This is a genomic window from Cohaesibacter haloalkalitolerans, assembly GCF_003574655.1.
GTDB classification, from domain to species: domain Bacteria; phylum Pseudomonadota; class Alphaproteobacteria; order Rhizobiales; family Cohaesibacteraceae; genus Cohaesibacter; species Cohaesibacter haloalkalitolerans.
Genome location: NZ_QNUM01000004.1, coordinates 183,773 through 201,673, shown reverse-complemented (window position 1 = coordinate 201,673; position 17,901 = coordinate 183,773). Strand labels below are relative to the sequence as shown.

Here is a 17,901-nt window from a genome sequence, read left to right as displayed (position 1 = left end):
TGAATGCTCGATTGGACGCTTGTCTGTCGAGATATGGTGTGTTTCTCGGTTCTGGAGACCTTTGATGTCGAATGCGGCGCGGCAGATTTTGATGCAATGCCTCAAGGCCTGCCAATGGATGCGGGCCTGCCGTTTTGCCGTTGCCTACCAGTCTCTTGCCGCGGCTTTTCTCTTGCCATTTCTGGTTTTGGTTCTCAATTCAGTGGCTATGGCGCAGTCGTCTTCTTCACCGAAGGGAGAGCTGGAAATCGTCACCACGAAGGAAGAGGGCTATGGCCGTATCGTCCTCAATTTCAAGGGGCGAAACCTGCTGCCGGCGCATTCCATCAAGCAGGAAAACAGCGTTTTCGTGATCCGGTTCGATGAGCCGATGAATTCGACGTCCGTCCTGTCACTGCCGACCATTCTGCCAGATTACATCACCGTTGCCCGACTAGATCCCGATGGCATGGGCATTCGCATCGCCCTCAAGCCGGATGTGCGGATCAACACGATGGAAGCGGGCGAGAAGCTGTTTGTGGATCTGTTGCCAACCAGCTGGAGCGGCCTGCCTCCGGCCTTGCCATCCGATGTGGTGCAGGAACTTGCCAAGAGGGCCGAGGCTGCCTTGCGTCTGGCGAAATCCCTTGAGCAGGCCAAGGCCGGGACAAGGGTGCGCCCGAAGCTTGATCTGCGCATCGGCGATCACCCGACTTTCACCCGTGTTGCCTTTATCTGGAATATTCCCTTTGATTCCACCTTCGAACGTCAGGGCGCTCAGGTGCGGGTCAATTTCAATCACGACGCGGATGTCGATCTTTCCAAGATCCGGGCCGAGCTTCCTGCCCTGATCAACGATCTCAGTTTTTCCCATGATGGCGGCGGTACCAAGTTCGTGATCGACGTCGCCCCGACGTCCGATGTCCGCGCCTTCCGCGAGGAGTCATCCTATGTCGTCGATATAACCGGCGACAAGGTGTTGTTCGAGGCCAAGGGAGCGGAAGACAGCATCACGCGGGCCATCACCTCCAGTGGTGACAGCGGCGTGCTCATTTCCCAAGGAACGGGCGGAGATAATTCTGCGGCCAATGAGACGCCAGCCGCAGGCAACAGGATTGGCTCCGCTGACACCTGGGGCGATGCCAAGGATGCGGCTGCCAAGGGCGATCTCATTCTCGGGCCGGGGCCGAATGGCGAGGATCAGAGCAGCGCGCTGTTTGCCAACGCCCAGGTCGCCGAGCCGATCAATCCCGACACAGCAGCTGCGACCGATGCCGGGCAGACGGAGACCAACCTGCAAAACGCTGCGGTCAATGACGCCTATTTGACGATACCGCCAGCCGGTGCGGAGCCCAAGCCTGTTTCCGCCGACACTCGACCCTCGGCCATCCCTTCAACAGACAATGCAACGCCCCCGTCGGCGGCGCCGGTTGCTCCTGTTGCTGCCACCAATCCGATTTTGCCGATGCCTGATGCAGGCCCGGTTGCCGAGGCGCCGTCGATGGGCGACTTGCAGACTGATCTGATTGCCCCGACACAGCCCGATCCGGCTCAGGAGAATATACTGCCCGGTGAGGATCGCATTTCCGGTGAGAGCAACGCCGAGCGAATGACCGGGGTGACCTCGGATCTGACCGCCCAGCTGCTGCCTGTCGAAGCCAAGGCCTTCGGGCATTCGGTGCGTCTGTTCTTCCCCTTCAAGGATCCGACGGCATCTGCCGTGTTCAAGAAGGATGGTGTCATCTGGGCCGTCTTCGATACGGCGCTTGGGCTTGATATTTCCAGTGCCCGCAGTCAGTTGGCCTCCATCGCCGACGATCTGGAGGTCTGGCGGTCGGGTAAGACGGCGGTTCTGCGGATTCCCCTCAAGAACTCGCGGCTGGTGACCTTCTCGCCTGAAGGCTACGGATGGCTTCTGACCATCGGCGACATGGTTGTCGAGCCGACCAAGCCGCTGCATATGTCCCGCACCAAGATCAGTGGTGGACGCTCTGCTGTTCGTGTGAAGTTTGAAGGCGCCGGCAGCATCCTCAAGCTGCGCGACCCGGGGACGGGTGAAAACCTCCATGTGGTCACCGGGTTGGGGCCAGCGCGCGGGTTTGTCAAATCGCAGCAGTTGGTCGACTTCTCGACCCTTGTCTCCGCCCACGGCATCGCGATCACCGAGAATGTCGACGACTTGCAGGTCGCTCGTGATGGCGGCTTCATCTATATCAGCTCGGGCAAGGGGTTGACCCTGTCAAGCACTGCTGCGGCCAAGCCCGATGTCAGTGGTCTGACCAACAGCAATGGCAAGGTGAGGGAGACCTATCTCAATCTTGAATCGCTGGTTGCAAGTTCGCCTACTGCCTTTACCCGTGAACGGCAGGCGCTGGAGGCCAAGCTGTCGCAGTATGATGACCTGATGGCGATCCAGAGCGAAATGGCACTGGCAAAGCTCCTGCTGGCCAATGGCTATTCGACCGAGGCGCTGGGGCATCTGCAGATCATCGAGGATTCTGCGCCCGAGTTTGCTCGTGGACGTGGCTTCAGAACCCTTTATGCCGCGGCTGAGCTGTTTGCCGGGCGTCCGGAGGCTGCTTTTCAGCGTCTCAATCATCCCGAGTTCGACAATGATGCGGATGCCTCGGTCTGGCGCGGTCTGGCCGCTGCACAATCGGGGCGGTGGCGTGAAGCCGAGGATGCCCTTGATCTGGCGTCGACTGTTTCGCAGGACTACAGCGTGCATGTGCGCAACATGATGCTGCTCGACGGAGTGGAAATCTCCCTGCTCGATCAGCAGTTCGGCAGTGCTGCTGCGGCGCTCGCCGAGGTTAATCCGGCCTATTTGAATCAGGAAGGGGTTGCCCGCTACAATTTGCTGCGGGGCAAGATTGCCGTGGCGCGCAACCAGCCCGCCGAGGCGCTTGATGCTTTCAAGACGGCGCGGGACACCCGCTTCATGCCGATTGCAACCGATGCCTGGCTTCAGGAAATCAAGCTGAAGAATCAGGAAAATGATATTTCCAATGATGAAGCCATCGATGAACTGGAAGGCCTGACAACGATCTGGCGTGGCGATGACGTCGAACTCAATGCGCTGCGCACGCTGGCTCATCTCTATGTGGACAAGGGCGAATATCGCAACGCCTTCGAGACGCTCAAGGCTGCGACCAGTTCGAACGCGGCATCAGACATCACACGGGTTCTGCAGGAGGAGATGAACGGTGTCTTCTCTTCTCTGTTTCTCGATGGCAAGGTGGACGAGCTTTCCGCCATCAAGGCCCTTTCCCTCTATTATGACTTTCGCGAGCTGACCCCTGTCGGGCGTCGCGGCGATGAAATGGTTCGCAGACTGGCGGACAAGCTGGTCGAGGTGGATCTGCTGGATCGAGCCGAGGAACTGCTCAAGCATCAGGTCGACAATCGCCTGAAGGGGGCTGCCCGCTCACAGATTGCCGCCGATCTGGCCGTGATCTATATGCTCGACAGCAAGCCGAACATGGCGCTGGATGTGTTGCGCCGTACCCGTCAGGCCCAATTGCCGCTGTCGCTCGAACGCCAGCGGCGTCTTGTTGAGGCGCGGGCGCTTGCGGAGCTCAACAAGGTGGATCTGGCGCTTGATCTGATCAAGCCTCTACAGGGGGCTGATGTGGAACAGTTGCGTGCTGATATCCTGTGGCGGGCAAAGCGCTGGCAGGATGTCGCCGAACAGATCGAGCAGATGATGGGTGACCGGTGGAGCGTGCCCAATCCGCTGGACAAGGATGAGCAGACCAACATCCTGCGTGCCGGAATTGCCTACAGCCTTTCCGATGATCGTCTGGGGTTGGATCGCCTGCGGCGCAAATATGCCAAGATGATGTCGGACACGCCGGTCTCCGGGGCCTTCGATGTGGTGACATTGCCGATCGAACAGCGGGACGGGCAGCAGTTTCAGGCCATCGCGCAGGAAATTGCTGGCATCAGCACCATGGAACGCTTCCTGAAGGAATACCGAAACCGCTATCTGCAACCGGATTCGGGTAATCTGGCAGATACGGCCGCACCGGGTGGTGCAAGCAACGGGGCTCTCAATGGTGGGGGCGCACCGAACGCCTGACCTGACGTGAGTTTGTTCAGTGAAACAAGGCAAAGGCTTGCCGGGACACATGTACAAAGACAGCACGTACAAACGGGCCGAAAGCGGCCCGTTGTTGCTTGTATTGTGCCATTGGGCACCCTGCTATGGAGATGATCCGCCCGGCACTTGGGCTGCCTGGACTACTTGGCTGCGGCGCGTCAACCGCCGAGGAAGCTCTTTACCAGTGAGCCGGTAATCAGGTTCCAGCCATCAATCAGCACAAAGAAGATGAGTTTGAACGGCAGGGAAATCACAACTGGCGGCAGCATCATCATACCCATCGACATGAGGATGGAGGCGACCACCAGGTCAATGATGATGAAGGGCAGATAGATGAGAAAGCCAATCTCGAAGCCCCGGCGCAACTCGCTGATCATGAAAGCAGGAACCAGCACGCGCAGGCTGATGTCTTCAGGGGTGTCTGGGGGCTCCTGATTGGCCATGTCGAGAAACAGGGCGAGGTCTTCCTCCCGCACATGCTGGCGCATGAACTGATGGAATGGCCGCGATGTCAGGTCGAACGCCTCCGGTGCCTCGATGGTGCCATCCACCAGCGGCTTGATGCCGTTGTTGTAGGCCTGCTCGAAGGTGGGCTGCATGATGAAAGCCGTCAGGAACAGCGCAAGGCTGACCATTACCGTATTGGGCGGCGAGGTCTGAAGCCCAAGCGCCGATCGCAGCAGCGACAGCACCACAACAATCCGGGTAAACGAGGTCACCATGATCAGAATGGATGGGGCGAGCGACAGCACCGTGATCAGCGCGACGAGCTGTACTGCTCGTTCGGTCAGGGTCAGGTCATCGCCAAAACCGATGCTCATCTGCTGGGCAAGGGCCGGGTTGGCCAGTGCAGTGAGACCCAGCGCCATGGCGATGATGGCCAGAGCTGACAGCCACAGGGGCCGCCGCGACGGTGTTGCCTTTTGCGGGGCTGCCTTTCGCGGGGCTGGCGCTGTCGCGACTGGTGTCGTTGCCTGATGCGAGACCTCTTGCGAGTGGAGAGAACTCATTTCTTGATTTCGCTCGAAAGCTCGTTCAGGAGACGGTTGATCTCGTCATCATAGGATGCCGATTCCGCAAGGGGCCGCAAGCCGGGAACGGGCTGTTCAGGCCGGGCCTGCTGGGGTCGGTTGGTGGCCTCAGTGCTGACGCGTTCAGGCGCTGCCTGTGTGGCCTCATCTGCCGGTTTCCGCTCGCTTGTGGCGTCTCTTGATGTGTCCGCCGGGTTGGGACCTTCCGTCTCCGGCGCCTTCACGTCATCGGGAACCGGCACGGACAGCTTGCTTTCGTCCATATCCATGTCATTGGTCGGCGCTGCCGGTCTTGCACGCTTTGCTGCGGGAGACGGGCGGTCCGACGGATCCGTGTCTGCCGATGGTGCATCCTGATGAACCGGCGTCTGTGGCTCTCTGCGCGAAGATGCTGGCTGTTCAGCGGAGTCCGCAGTTGAAGGCTCTCCGGCTGGTCTTGAGTGTGATGCGGGCTGAGCTGCGGCTTCTGGTGCAGCCTGCGGGCGAGGGCGCCCTGCTGATGTTTCCTCGTTCTGAGGCGCACTTTGGGGCGAGGTCTGGGACGAACTCTGTGGCGCACTCTGTGGCGAGGCCTGCTCGGCTGTCAGCGGGGGCATCGGGGCTGCCGAACGTCCATACCGCGGCGCCTGTCTGGCATCGGCTGAATGAGGTGCAGGAGTATGGAGCGGGTCGCGCCCGTAGGGTTCGCCATACTGCGGCTGATGCAGTTTCGGCCCCTTGGGCTGAGCTGCCGGATGCTGTGGGGTCGGGCGCGAATAGCCGGGCGCCTGAGAATAGGGTGGCGGTGCGTCATGGGGGCGGGGCGCCGACGAGGACGGCTGGTTGCCATAGGATGGAGCCTGCCCTGCGGGGTGCGCCGGTGCCGGGGAATAGGGTTGCCCTGACAAAGGGCGAGGAGGTGCCATGCGCGGTTGCATCGGCTGCTGTGGCAGATCCTGCTGAGTGGATTGGGGTGCTGTTGCGGCTGGCATCTGTGCTGGCTGCTGCAGCTGGGCTGCCGGTGCGGTGGTTGATGCCTTGCCTTGAGCTGCCGCCGCATGTGCAGCATGTGCATGGGGCATTTGGGCAGGAATGCCCTGCTCGACAACGAGGTCAGCTTCGCCGCCAATCATCAGCAGATGCTCGACATTGTCTCTTCGCACCAGTAGCAGGCGGCGCTTGTGGTCGACCGCGATCACTTCCTTGATGGACAGTCTTGGATCTTCTCCTTGCCGGGCAATGCGTGCTGATACCAGATTAAGCTTCTTCATGATCCAGGTCAGAAGGAAGATTAATATCAGGATCACACCAAAGCCGATCAGGACCTGAACAAGCACGCCGCTTTCAATGCTCAACATGGGGTTTCCAATCTTGTCTTATATTGTCTGTCAGTCTTGTCTTCTGCTGTCATTGACATGTCAGACCCGCACCCTCCCGCCAGAGGAACCGTTCATGCGCCAAAGGAAGGAATTTGCCTCGGGCGAATCTGAATGTAACAAAGCATTCTAACGATATTGAAATATTTTGGGCGGTTTTCATATGCAAAATGCAATTTTTACCCGTCGTTATTTTTGGCAGTATTTGCAGAATTCAGCCATATTTACCCAGTCATTCCATTTCGTTAACATCTTGTTAACCATTTGATAGGCAAAATTTGCCCAAGGGGTCGTCGAGGGCATGGCCTCATCGTCTTCGCTCAATCGGATTGAAGAGGCAAGTCGTTGGCAATCGGTGATCTGAAATTATTCGAGATGCTTCGCTCCAAGATGCACTGGCATCAGACGAGGCAACGGGTGCTGGCCGAGAATATCGCCAATGCGGACAGTCCGGAATATCTCGCCAAGGACCTCGCGCCGATCAATTTCAACACGATCCTCAAGCTGCAGAAGGCCGGAGGGCTTCAGACCCGCCAGACCAACAAGCTGCATTTGCAGGGAAAGGCAATCTTTCCCGACGGCGATCTTGTTGGCAAGAAGATGGACGGGTTCGAAATGACCCCATCGGGCAACAACGTGAACCTTGAAGAACAGATGATGAAGGTAACGGCCAACCAGATGGACTATCAGGCCGTGGCCAGTCTCTACTCCAAGGGATTGGGCATGATACGCACCGCCGTTCGCAAGGGGTGATGGCTGCCGAAGGCAGTTGGTCCCTGATTGAACATGGCACATTGAACATGGCACAAGGGAATGAAAGGAAACGGAATGGATTTTCTGAAATCGATCATGATTGCAGCTTCCGGTCTGCATGCGCAAAGCGGTCGTATGCGCGTGATTTCGGAAAACATTGCCAACGCGGATTCGACGGCCCGTACTCCGGGTGGCGATCCCTATCGTCGGCAGGTTCCGACGTTCCGGTCACATTTTGACAAGAAGGTCGAGGCCAATCTGGTTGAAATGGGGCGCGTGTTGCCAGACAAATCCGATTTCCGGATGCAGTATGAACCGGGCAACCCGGCGGCTGACGCCAATGGCTATGTGAAGATGCCGAACATCAATTCCCTGATGGAGGTCACTGACCTGCAACAGGCACAGCGCAGCTATCAGGCCAACCTCAATGTCATCACGGCGACCCGCGAGATGGTCACCAAGACGCTCGACATTCTCAAGGCCTGAACGAATTCAACCCGGTTTTTCCCCCACTGGCCGCGACTGGCCTTATGAGTTAGACAATGATCAACACTTCCCTGAGCGCCGCAAACGCATATAATCTAGCCCAGAAGCTCACGAATCAGACACTATCAGACCAGTCGCTGCAAAAGGCTGCCGATGCCAAACCCGATTTCGGGGCCATGGTGAAAGACGGGGTGCAGGGGGTTCTCGACAAGGGTGATGTTGCCGAGAAGTCTGCCACCTCGATGATCAACGGCAAGGCGGATGTGGTCGACGTGGTGACGGCGGTTGCTGAAACTGAAGTGGCTTTGGAGACGATGGTTTCCATTCGGGATCGCGTGATTTCCTCCTATGAGTCGATCATGCAGATGCCGATCTGAGCATGAATGACAATCTACGCTTCGGGCTGTGCTCCGGGCGATGCTTAGGACCAGTCGGTTTCATCAATTCCACGTGTGAAGGAGAAGCGAAATGACCGGTTCGGAAGTGCTTGATATCGCGCGGGAAGGGGTGTGGGTTCTGATCAAGATCTCCGCCCCCATCATGCTGGTGGGTCTGGTGATTGGTGTTGTCATCGCCCTGTTCCAGGCCCTGACCCAGATTCAGGAAATGACCTTGGTGTTTGTGCCGAAGATCATAGCCATCTTCGTGACCATTCTGCTCACCATGCCGTTTCTTGGTGCAACCCTGAGCAGCTACATGCACATGTTGATGGAGCGCGCCATTTCCGGATAGCGATGCCCCTTCGGGGGCGTGTGCCGGTGCGACCTGCTCATGTTGCTGATCGATTTTCTCCCACAGACCGCTTATATCTTCATACTGATCTTTGCCCGGATCGGTACGCTTTTCATGTTGTTACCAGCCTTTTCCGAACAGGCGATTTCTACCCGGCTGCGGCTGGTGATCGCGCTGATGACGAGCCTTCTCATGTATCCGATGGTTGCTGCCAACTATGGGGTGGTGCCGGGAACGCTGGCCGGGATTCTGGTCGCCATGGGCCGGGAGATGATCATTGCCGCGCTGATCGGGCTGTCGATGAAGCTGGTGATGGCCGCGTTGCAGATCGCAGCAACGACCATTGCCTTTCAGATGGGATTGAGCTTTGCCATGGGGGCGGACCCGTCTTCTGGCCAGCAGACCGTGCAGATCGGCACCTTCCTGAGCACGCTGGCCATTGCGATGATCTTCATCACCAATCTGCACTATCTGATGATTGCAGCGATGTATGACAGCTATCAGCTGTTTCCTGTCAACCAGCCGATCGCCATCGGTGATATTGCGCAATATGCGACCGACATTCTGGGCGAATCCTTTATCATCGGGATCAAGCTGTCCTCGCCCTTCATCGTTTACGGATTGGTCTTTCAGTTCGCGCTCGGGCTGCTGTCGCGCCTGATGCCGCAGTTGCAGGTGTATTTTCTGGCGATGCCGGCGAATATTTTCGTCGGACTGTTGCTGTTTATGGTACTGCTGATCACCATGATGACCTGGTATATGGGGCATGTTGAAGACGTGCTCGGGAAGTTTATCATCCGGTGACGTTGGTGCCTCTCTTGCTGAGGAGAGGCATGGCGCACCGTTGGCATTGACACGTGCGGACAGGTTCAGGAGACTGTCATGGCCGGTAGTGACGACGACACAGAAAAGTCGGAAGAGCCCACTCAAAAGCGTCTTGATGACGCGATCAAGAAGGGCGATGTGGCAAAAAGTCAGGAAGTGTCAGCCTGGTTCTCAATGTTGGGGACCGGGTTGGTCATTGCTTTGCTGGCGGGCTTTGTCGCACAGGGCGTTTCAGACAATTTGCGCGGTTTCATCGAACACTCCTGGCAGTTGTCGCTCAATGGGTCGCTGCTTGCCCAGATCTGGGGCAAGGTCAGCTATGCTATGCTTGGGGTCATCATCCTGCCGATGCTGGCGCTCGTTACCTTGGCAGTTATCGGCAATCTCATTCAGCACCGGTTTGTCTTTACCACCGAGCCCATCACCCCCAAACTCTCCAAGGTCAGCCCGCTCAGCGGCTTCAAGCGGCTGTTTTCCAAAGAGAGCCTCGTCAATTTTGCCAAGGGTCTCATCAAGCTCGGTGCCGTTGGATCGCTGTTCTGGATTCTGCTCTACCCTGAAAGGGATCAGCTGGATCTGGTCATCGGGCTGGAGCCGGTCGCGCTTCTCTCGCTCGTGCAGAGCCTTGCCATCAAGCTCGTTTTCGGGGTCATTCTGCTGATGGCCGTGGTTGCCGGTATCGATTTTCTCTACCAGCGCAATCGCTGGTACGAAAAGCAGAAAATGTCGATGCAGGAAGTCAAGGAAGAGTACAAGCAGCAGGAAGGTGACCCGATGGTCAAGGCCAAGCTGCGGCAGGTGCGCATGGAGCGCAGCCGCAAGCGCATGATGGCCGCCGTTCCCGAGGCCTCGGTGGTGCTGACCAACCCGACCCACTATTCGGTGGCGCTCAAATATGATGCCGGCAACATGGCCGCGCCGGTCTGCGTGGCCAAGGGCGTTGATGATACGGCGATGCGCATCCGCGAAGTGGCGCGTGAACACGGCATTCCGATCGTCCAGAACCCGCCATTGACACGTGCTCTTTATGCCACGGTTGAAATCGATGATGTCATTCCGGAAGAACACTATAAAGCTGTTGCTGAAGTCATCAGTTACATTATGAAACTGAAAAATCGGTCGAGTTGGTCTAGCAGCAAGTGAAGTTTTCAGGCAACTTGAGAAGCAACGATTCGAGAAGGCAAGGCCGCTAATAAAGGCAGGGACACACCAGATGGGCAAGCTGACAGGTCAGGAAAAGACGGAACCGGCCATGATCGATCAGAGTGAACGATCTGGGAGCATCAAGTGGCTGTTGTTGCTTGCGTTTTTCCTCGTTGGCGTGGCTGTCGCGCTGGTTCTGTTCAAGGGCAAGATCGGCGGCGAGATCCAGCTGGTGTTTTTGAGCGTTCTGGCGGGGGTGGGAATCCTTTCGCTGCTGGGCTTTGCCGCCGGGCTCATCCAGATGGGCAATCAGGCACCCGAGCAGCATTTGACGCGACAATTTGTGGATAGCATGAACGAGGGTATCCTTGTCTGCGATGCCAAGGACCGCATTGTCTATGCCAATGCCGAATACGGGCGGCTGACCGGTGCTGACGGGTCGGCATCCATCCGTTCCATCGAACGCAGCTTTGCCGGTGAACCGGATGCGGCCGAAGCGATCTACCGCTTGTCGGAAGCGGTGCGGTCCGGTCGACCGGCGATGGAAGAGTTCCGGCTGTTCCGGGCGCCGAGTGGCGCTGCCGATGGTGAGCCGGAGCCGCAGGCGCGCTGGTTTCGCATCCGCGTGCGCAGCATGGTCGATGTCGGGGTCAGCGGCAAGGTCGAGGACCTCTATGTCTGGCAGGTCAGCGACATCACGCGAGACCGGGAACGGCAGGAAAACATCTTTCAGGAGCTGCAGCTGGCGATCAACTATCTCGATCATGCCCCTGCCGGCTTCTTCTCGGCCGAACCGGATGGCCGTGTGATCTACATGAACGCCACGTTGGCCGACTGGCTGGGCTATGATCTGGCCCAGTTCGAGCCACGGCAGCTCAATCTTTCCGAGCTGGTGCCCGGTGACGGTACCGCTTTGCTGGATGCTGCCATCAGGGCGCCTGGCATGCCCAAGACCGAGATGATTGATCTGGATCTGGTCAAGCGCAACGGGCAGGGGCTGCCGGTGCGGCTGATGCACCGGGTGCCCATGGCATCCGACGGCACGCCGGGGGCGTCGCGTACACTGGTGCTGAATCGCAGTCCGGGCGAGGACATTTCCGAAGAGCTGCGTGTCGCCGAGGTGCGCTTCGCCCGCTTCTTCAACAATACCCCGATTGCGATTGCCGCCCTGACCGGCGAAGGCCAGGTTTTGCGGACCAATGCTCCGTTCGCACGGATGTTCAAGGCCGATGCGCCTGTCGATACGGACAAGGCCGAGGACGAGGATGGCGAACGCAAGGCACCGTCGATTCTCAATCTGATTGTCGAGAAGGACCGGGCCGCGTTGAGCGAGGCCATCGAGAATGCACTGCAGGGGCAGAGCAACATCGTTCCCGTCGAGAGCCAGCTTGCCGAAGACAAGAATCGCACGGTCCGCTTCTTCCTCTCCGGGGTTGAGGACAGCGAAGGGGATGACGAGCAGATCATCGTCTATGCGCTTGAAACCACCGAGCAGCGAGCGCTTGAAGAACAGTTTTCACAGAGCCAGAAGATGCAGGCTGTTGGCCAGCTTGCTGGTGGCGTTGCCCACGACTTCAACAACGTTCTGACTGCCATCATCGGCTTCTCCGATTTGCTGCTGACCAGCCACCGCCCGAGCGATCCGGCCTTCCAGGACATCATGAACATCAAGCAGAACGCCAACCGCGCCGCCTCACTGGTGCGTCAGCTGCTGGCCTTCTCCCGCCGCCAGACGCTGCGGCCGCAAGTGCTGGCGCTGGGTGATGTTCTGGCGGACCTGTCCATTCTACTCGACCGCCTGCTCGGCGAGAAGGTGGATCTGGATCTTGTTCATGGTCGCGATCTGTGGCCGGTGAAGGCCGACCTAAACCAGCTTGAGCAGGTGATCGTCAACCTTGCGGTGAACGCGCGCGATGCCATGCCCGAGGGCGGTCATCTGACCATCCAGACGCGCAATCTCTCTGCTGAAGAAGCTGCCGAAATGCCTTACAAACAGCTGGAGACAGCCGAGTATGTGCTGCTTGAAGTTGTTGACAGCGGTACTGGCATTCCTGCCGATATCCGCGACAAGATCTTCGAGCCCTTCTTCTCCACCAAGGATGTGGGCAAGGGGACCGGGCTGGGGCTGTCGACGGTTTACGGCATCATCAAGCAGACCGGCGGCTTCATCTTCCTTGAGAGCGAGATGGGTGAAGGAACGACTTTCCGCATCTTCCTGCCGCGCTATGTGGAAGACGCCAAGGCCCTCGAGGCAGCGGGAGAGGCCGCTGGCGGCGAGTCTGATCAGCAGGCGCTGGCTGTGGACGCCGGAGAAGTCATCAGCGAGACACCGCCTGCTGTCACCGATCTGACCGGCAGTGCCACCATTCTGCTTGTCGAGGACGAGGAAGCTGTGCGGGCCTTCGCCGCCCGTGCGCTGGCCTCCCGCGGCTATCAGGTCTATGAGGCTGGCTCCGGAGCCGAGGCGCTGGAGATCATCCATGAAATTGACGAGCCGATCGATCTGGTTGTTTCCGATGTGGTCATGCCGGAAATGGACGGTCCGACCATGCTGGGCGAATTGCGCAAGATCCGGCCCGAGCTGAAGGTGATCTTCATGTCCGGCTATGCGGAAGAGGCCTTCCGCAAGAACCTGCCGGACAATGAAGAATTCGGCTTCCTGCCCAAGCCCTTCTCTCTCAAGCAGTTGGCGACCAAGATCAAGGAAATGCTGGACGGCTGAGCTGTGGAGGCTGTTGCTGCTGCTCCAGCATTCCGACCATGAAAAAAAACCGCCTGTCGTATGAGACTGGCGGGTTTTTTGTTGCTGTGCTGGTGCGATCGTAGCCTAGAGGGCCTTGGCGATGTTGGCTGCCAGACGGGCGTTGTTCTTGACCAGTGCGATGTTGGTCACAAGGCTGTCGCCGTCGGTCAGGTCCTTGATGCGGGAGAGCACGAAGGGCGTGACGGCCTTGCCATGAACACTGAGGCGGTTGGCTTCGGCAATGGCTTCCAGAATGAAGGTCTCCATCTCGTTGCGTGGGATCTCGGCTTCTTCCGGCACCGGATTAGCAACGATCATGCCACCTTCAAGGCCGAGCGCCTTGCGCATCTGATAGAGCGCGGCGATGTCCTTGGGCGCATCCAGACGCAAAGGACACTCGAAGCCGCTCTCGCGCGACCAGAAGGCCGGGAATTCGTCGGTGCCATAACCGACCACCGGCACGCCGAGGGTTTCGAGCACTTCGAGGGTCTTGGCAATGTCGAGCAGCGCCTTGACACCAGCGGAGACGACCATGACCGGGGTCTTGGCCAGTTCCTGCAGGTCGGCGGAGATGTCGAAGGTTTCCTCGGCTCCGCGATGGACGCCGCCGATGCCGCCGGTGGCAAAGGTTGCGATCCCGGCGATGGAGGCGCAGATCATGGTTGCGGCAACCGTGGTGGAGCCACTCTTGCCAGCCACCAGTGAATAGGCCAGATCGGCGCGGGAGAGCTTCAGGATATCGTCACGCTGGGCCAGCGCTTCGATCTGCTGCCGGGTGAGGCCGACATTGATGACGCCGTCCAGGATGGCGATGGTTGCCGGGCAGGCGCCTTCCTCACGGATGATGGCTTCCACTTCGAGGGCCGTGGAGACGTTTTCCGGATAGGGCATACCGTGGGTGATGATGGTGGATTCGAGGGCCACGATGGGCTTGCCTGCCGCACGGGCCGCTGCGACTTCTTCGCTGTAGATGATTGGCAAGGTGGAGGAATCAATGCTCATGACGTCGTTGGCTTTCTGTTCAGCTTTGGGGAATGTCTGCAATGCAGGATTCCAGAACGGGTCTGTTCAAAATGTCGGGAACGGCCTGATCGCTCATCAGGCTCAGGCTTGCGCCCGCCATGCCATATCTGAGCGCCTTTTCAAAGGTCGCTGCCTGCAGCAGGGCGTGCAGGACGCAGGCTGTCAGGGTGTCGCCCGCTCCGTTGGTGGATTTGACTTTCACAGGCGGCGCAGGCAGGGACCATTGCTGGCCATCCTTCCAGGCGCTGAGGCCTGCGTTGCCCTTGGTGATGATCCCCGAGGTCACACCGGCCTCCATGAGGATTTCCGGCAGGGCGGCAAGGTCGGCATATTCATCGGCCAGAATGGCGGCCTCTGCCTCGTTGCAGAAGAGCAGGTCGATGTGCTTGAGGATATTCTGCGCCCGGTTGGCCTTGGGGCCGGAGACGGCGCTTATGGCGAGCGGGTGGGTACCCTTGTGCAGGGCCAGCGCCTCAAGGGCGGTTGCCGACAGGTTGGTGTCGGCGATAAGTCGCGTTGCGGACGGCAGGGCATCGAGGCAGTTGATGATCTCTCCTACCGGATAGGATTCATAGATCGCCATGTCGGCGATGGCGGCGACCAGAGAGCCGTCGCTGTCTTCTATCGCCGTGTAGGTGGCGCTGCGATGGGATGGGCTTTCGAGCAACAGGGAAATGTCGATCCCGGCATCCTGCAACTGTTGCTTGAGCAATGTCGCGTCATCGTCCTGCCCCGAGATGGTCGAAAGGGCCACCTTCCACTGAAGTTTGGCCAGACAGCGGGCGATGTTGCCAGCCACGCCGCCGACATTGCGACTAAGGGCTCCGGGATTGGATTGCCCCGGTTCCAGACGTGCAGTGGACCGGCCGATGCGATCAATATGGGCACCGCCAATGACAAAAATATCAGGTGTGAAGGGATCGGACGTCATGCTCTCATCAAGCTCTTTTCAGTGCAGGCAGGAATATCAGACTTGCAGGCTTTCTGCGAGGAAAGAATGGGACCGGGCCTCGCAAAAAGAAAACCGCCGCTTGGTGGAGCGGCGGTCGGTTCCTGTCTTGGGGTATAGTGCTTTTCGGCCCTGATTGTAAAGAGGCTCGTCGGAGCTTGCTCTTAATCCATGGCCTTGAAGTTGAATTCCCCGCCTTCCTTGATGCCGGAGAACCAGCGGGCTGTGACCGTCTTGGTCTTGGAATAGAAGCGGAAGGCATCCGGGCCATACTGGTTGAGATCGCCAAAGGCGGACTTCTTCCAGCCGCCGAAGGTGAAGTAGCTGAGCGGCACTGGAATCGGGAAGTTGATGCCGACCATGCCGACATTCACCCGGTGTGCAAAGTCGCGGGCGGTGTCGCCATCGGCGGTGTAGATGGCCGTGCCGTTGCCATAGGCATTGTCCATGACCAGCTTGAGGGCCTCTTCATAGGTTTCGGCACGCACCTGACAGAGTACAGGACCAAAGATTTCTTCCTTGTAGATATCCATCTCCTTGGTGACGTTGTCGAACAGCGATGGGCCAATGAAGAAGCCGTTCTCGAAGCCATCAAGGGTGAAGTTACGGCCGTCGACGACAAGGCTGGCGCCCTGCTCAACACCGCTGTTGATGAGGCCGAGAATACGGGCCTTTGCCTGAGAGGTGATGACCGGGCCGTAGTCAATGTCCTCGCCCTGGGTGTAGGCGCCGACCTTCAGCTTGGCGATGCGTTCAACGAGCTTCTCGGTGAGGATGTCAGCGGTCTTCTTGCCAACGGGAACAGCGACGGAAACTGCCATGCAGCGTTCACCGGCAGCGCCGTAGCCAGCGCCGATCAGGGCGTCGGCGGCCTTGTCCATATCTGCATCCGGCATGATGATCATGTGGTTCTTGGCCCCACCGAAGCACTGGGCGCGTTTGCCATTGGCTGCTGCGCGGCCATAGATATATTGGGCAATCGGGGTGGAGCCGACAAAGCCGACAGCCTGAACGGTCTCATTGTCGAGGATGGCGTCGACGGTGACCTTGTCGCCATTGACGATCTGCAGCACACCATCGGGAAGACCGGCTTCCTTGAGCAGTTCCGCAAGGCGGAAGGAGGTGGAGGGAACCCGCTCGGACGGTTTGAGGATCATGGCGTTGCCACAGACCAGAGCCGGAGCCATCTGCCAGAGCGGAATCATGGCCGGGAAGTTGAACGGGGCAATGCCTGCCACAACGCCGAGAGGCTGGCGCATGGAGTAAAGGTCGATGCCCGGGCCGCCATTGTCGGTGTATTCACCCTTGAGAAGGTGAGGGGCACCCATGCAGACCTCGACCACTTCGAGGCCACGCTGTACGTCGCCGCGGGAATCGGGAATGGTCTTGCCGTGTTCAAGGCTGACGAGTTCGGCCAGCTCTTCCATGTGCTCGTTGATCAGTGCTCCGAACCGCATCATCACGCGGGCGCGGCGCTGCGGGTTGGTTGCAGCCCAGGCAGGCTGAGCCTTGGCGGCAGCTTCAACGGCGCTGTTGAGTTCTTCGACGGTTGCCAGAGCCACCTTGGCCTGAATTTCGCCGGTTGCCGGGTTGTAGATGTCGGCGAAGCGACCGGATGTGCCGGAGACGTGCTTGCCGTTGATGTAATGGCCGTATTCGCGGGTCATGAGATCCTCCCAATGTGGGGATTGTTGTGATTGGTGCCATAGTGTCTCAATAATTTTCGAATTTCAACGCTCGCAAAAACGCATCCGTTGTGCAAATATTGAAGTCACGTAAGAGCGGGGTGTTTGGCCTGGTCGGCGACAGGGAGTGTGTGACAGGGAGCGTGTGGATGAACTGGGATGATGTGAGGATCTTTCTGGCGGTGGCCCGGGCGGGTCAGATCCTGCAGGCGGCGCGGCGGTTGGGGGTCAATCATGCCACGGTGGCCCGGCGGCTGACGGCCCTTGAAGAGGCTCTGCAGGCCAAACTGGTCAAGCGGCACACCACGGGATGTGAGTTGACGCCGGAAGGGGAAACCTTCCTGTTGGCGGCCGAGCGCATGGAAACCGAAATGCTGGCGGCTCGCGCCGATATTGGAGCGACCGATGTCACGGTGTCCGGTGTTGTGCGCATTGGTGCGCCGGATGGTTTCGGGGTCGCCTTTCTGGCGCCGCGTCTGGTGCCACTGCTGGAGCAATATCCCGATTTGACGGTGCAGCTGGTGCCGGTGCCCCGATCCTTCTCGCTGGACCGACGGGAAGCCGACATCGTCATCACGGTGGAGCGGCCCGCTCAGGGGCGTCTGGTAGCGCGCAAGCTTGTGGATTACAGCTTGGGCTATTATGCCTCTCGATCCTATATCGCTGAACATGGGTGTCCGGCCTCACGGGAGGAGCTTGAACACCATCGGCTCATCGGCTTCGTGGAGGATCTCATCTATTCGCCCTCGCTCAACTATCAGGGGGAAATGCTGCGCGGCCATCAACCACAGTTCGAATGCGCCAGCGCACTGGGGCAGACCGAAGCGGTGCGGGCGGGGCTGGGAATCGGAATCCTGCATGGCTTTCTGGCGCGCGAAGACCCCGAGCTCGTCGAAATCCTGTCTGAACACAGAATTCAGCGAGCATATTGGGCCGTCTATCACGAAAGCACGCGGCAGTTGAGACGTATCAAAGCGGTTTCCGATTTTGTTTATAGTCTTGTCGAGCAGGAGCGCGCTATTTTTCAATAACACGCCTATTGCTTTCCCTCCGCCTGCGCAGCCATGCCGCTTTTGAATGTCTTCGACAGCAATA

Annotated in this window: 14 protein-coding genes; 9 read left to right on the top strand and 5 right to left on the bottom strand. The window is 58.8% G+C overall.

Annotation, left to right across the window (positions count from 1 at the left end; translation table 11 throughout):
* The first annotated feature begins 64 nt into the window (after positions 1 to 64).
* Positions 65 to 4,060, top strand: coding sequence for a tetratricopeptide repeat protein (locus DSL70_RS11575; protein ID WP_119308087.1), 3,996 nt, complete (start codon positions 65 to 67; stop codon positions 4,058 to 4,060).
* Positions 4,061 to 4,239: 179 nt separating this feature from the next.
* On the opposite strand, the gene fliP is transcribed toward DSL70_RS11575, so the two are convergent.
* The gene (gene fliP / locus DSL70_RS11570) at positions 4,240 to 4,950 is read right to left on the bottom strand and encodes a flagellar type III secretion system pore protein FliP (RefSeq protein WP_119308366.1); all 711 of its coding nucleotides are present in this window, start codon (positions 4,948 to 4,950) and stop codon (positions 4,240 to 4,242) included.
* Positions 4,951 to 5,087: 137 nt separating this feature from the next.
* A complete protein-coding gene (locus DSL70_RS11565) occupies positions 5,088 to 6,449 on the bottom strand; it encodes a flagellar biosynthetic protein FliO (RefSeq protein WP_119308086.1) in 1,362 nt (453 codons plus the stop codon).
* Positions 6,450 to 6,812: 363 nt separating this feature from the next.
* On the opposite strand from DSL70_RS11565, the gene flgB reads away from it, so the two are divergent.
* The 7 genes from flgB (at position 6,813) to cckA (ending at position 13,128) form a co-directional block, all read left to right on the top strand.
* Entirely contained in the window at positions 6,813 to 7,220 is a 408-nt protein-coding gene (gene flgB / locus DSL70_RS11560) for a flagellar basal body rod protein FlgB (protein WP_119308085.1), read from the top strand.
* 75 nt (positions 7,221 to 7,295) lie between these two features.
* A complete protein-coding gene (gene flgC / locus DSL70_RS11555; RefSeq protein WP_119308084.1) occupies positions 7,296 to 7,706 on the top strand; it encodes a flagellar basal body rod protein FlgC in 411 nt (136 codons plus the stop codon).
* A gap of 56 nt (positions 7,707 to 7,762) precedes the next feature.
* Complete coding sequence (gene fliE, locus DSL70_RS11550) at positions 7,763 to 8,083, top strand: flagellar hook-basal body complex protein FliE (protein ID WP_119308083.1); 321 nt, start codon at positions 7,763 to 7,765, stop codon at positions 8,081 to 8,083.
* A 91-nt stretch (positions 8,084 to 8,174) separates the two neighbouring features.
* A complete protein-coding gene (gene fliQ / locus DSL70_RS11545) occupies positions 8,175 to 8,438 on the top strand; it encodes a flagellar biosynthesis protein FliQ (RefSeq protein WP_119308082.1) in 264 nt (87 codons plus the stop codon).
* Positions 8,439 to 8,477: 39 nt separating this feature from the next.
* Positions 8,478 to 9,242 (top strand): flagellar biosynthetic protein FliR, encoded by a 765-nt coding sequence (gene fliR / locus DSL70_RS11540; protein ID WP_119308081.1) that lies wholly within the window; start codon positions 8,478 to 8,480, stop codon positions 9,240 to 9,242.
* Between the two features lie 78 nt (positions 9,243 to 9,320).
* Complete coding sequence (gene flhB, locus DSL70_RS11535; RefSeq protein WP_119308080.1) at positions 9,321 to 10,406, top strand: flagellar biosynthesis protein FlhB; 1,086 nt, start codon at positions 9,321 to 9,323, stop codon at positions 10,404 to 10,406.
* A 70-nt stretch (positions 10,407 to 10,476) separates the two neighbouring features.
* The gene (gene cckA, locus DSL70_RS11530) at positions 10,477 to 13,128 is read left to right on the top strand and encodes a cell cycle histidine kinase CckA (RefSeq protein WP_245418188.1); all 2,652 of its coding nucleotides are present in this window, start codon (positions 10,477 to 10,479) and stop codon (positions 13,126 to 13,128) included.
* A gap of 105 nt (positions 13,129 to 13,233) precedes the next feature.
* Here cckA and DSL70_RS11525 read toward each other — a convergent pair whose 3' ends face one another.
* From DSL70_RS11525 to DSL70_RS11515, 3 genes are all read right to left on the bottom strand, one after another.
* Positions 13,234 to 14,151: a pseudouridine-5'-phosphate glycosidase gene (locus DSL70_RS11525; protein ID WP_119308364.1), complete on the bottom strand. Its 918-nt coding sequence runs from the start codon at positions 14,149 to 14,151 to the stop codon at positions 13,234 to 13,236.
* A 19-nt stretch (positions 14,152 to 14,170) separates the two neighbouring features.
* Complete coding sequence (locus tag DSL70_RS11520; protein WP_119308079.1) at positions 14,171 to 15,103, bottom strand: carbohydrate kinase family protein; 933 nt, start codon at positions 15,101 to 15,103, stop codon at positions 14,171 to 14,173.
* A 182-nt stretch (positions 15,104 to 15,285) separates the two neighbouring features.
* On the bottom strand, positions 15,286 to 16,788 hold the full coding sequence (locus tag DSL70_RS11515; protein ID WP_119308078.1) for a CoA-acylating methylmalonate-semialdehyde dehydrogenase: 1,503 nt from the start codon (positions 16,786 to 16,788) through the stop codon (positions 15,286 to 15,288).
* A 167-nt stretch (positions 16,789 to 16,955) separates the two neighbouring features.
* On the opposite strand from DSL70_RS11515, the gene DSL70_RS11510 reads away from it, so the two are divergent.
* Positions 16,956 to 17,837: a LysR family transcriptional regulator gene (locus tag DSL70_RS11510; protein WP_119308077.1), complete on the top strand. Its 882-nt coding sequence runs from the start codon at positions 16,956 to 16,958 to the stop codon at positions 17,835 to 17,837.
* Positions 17,838 to 17,901 lie beyond the last annotated feature (64 nt).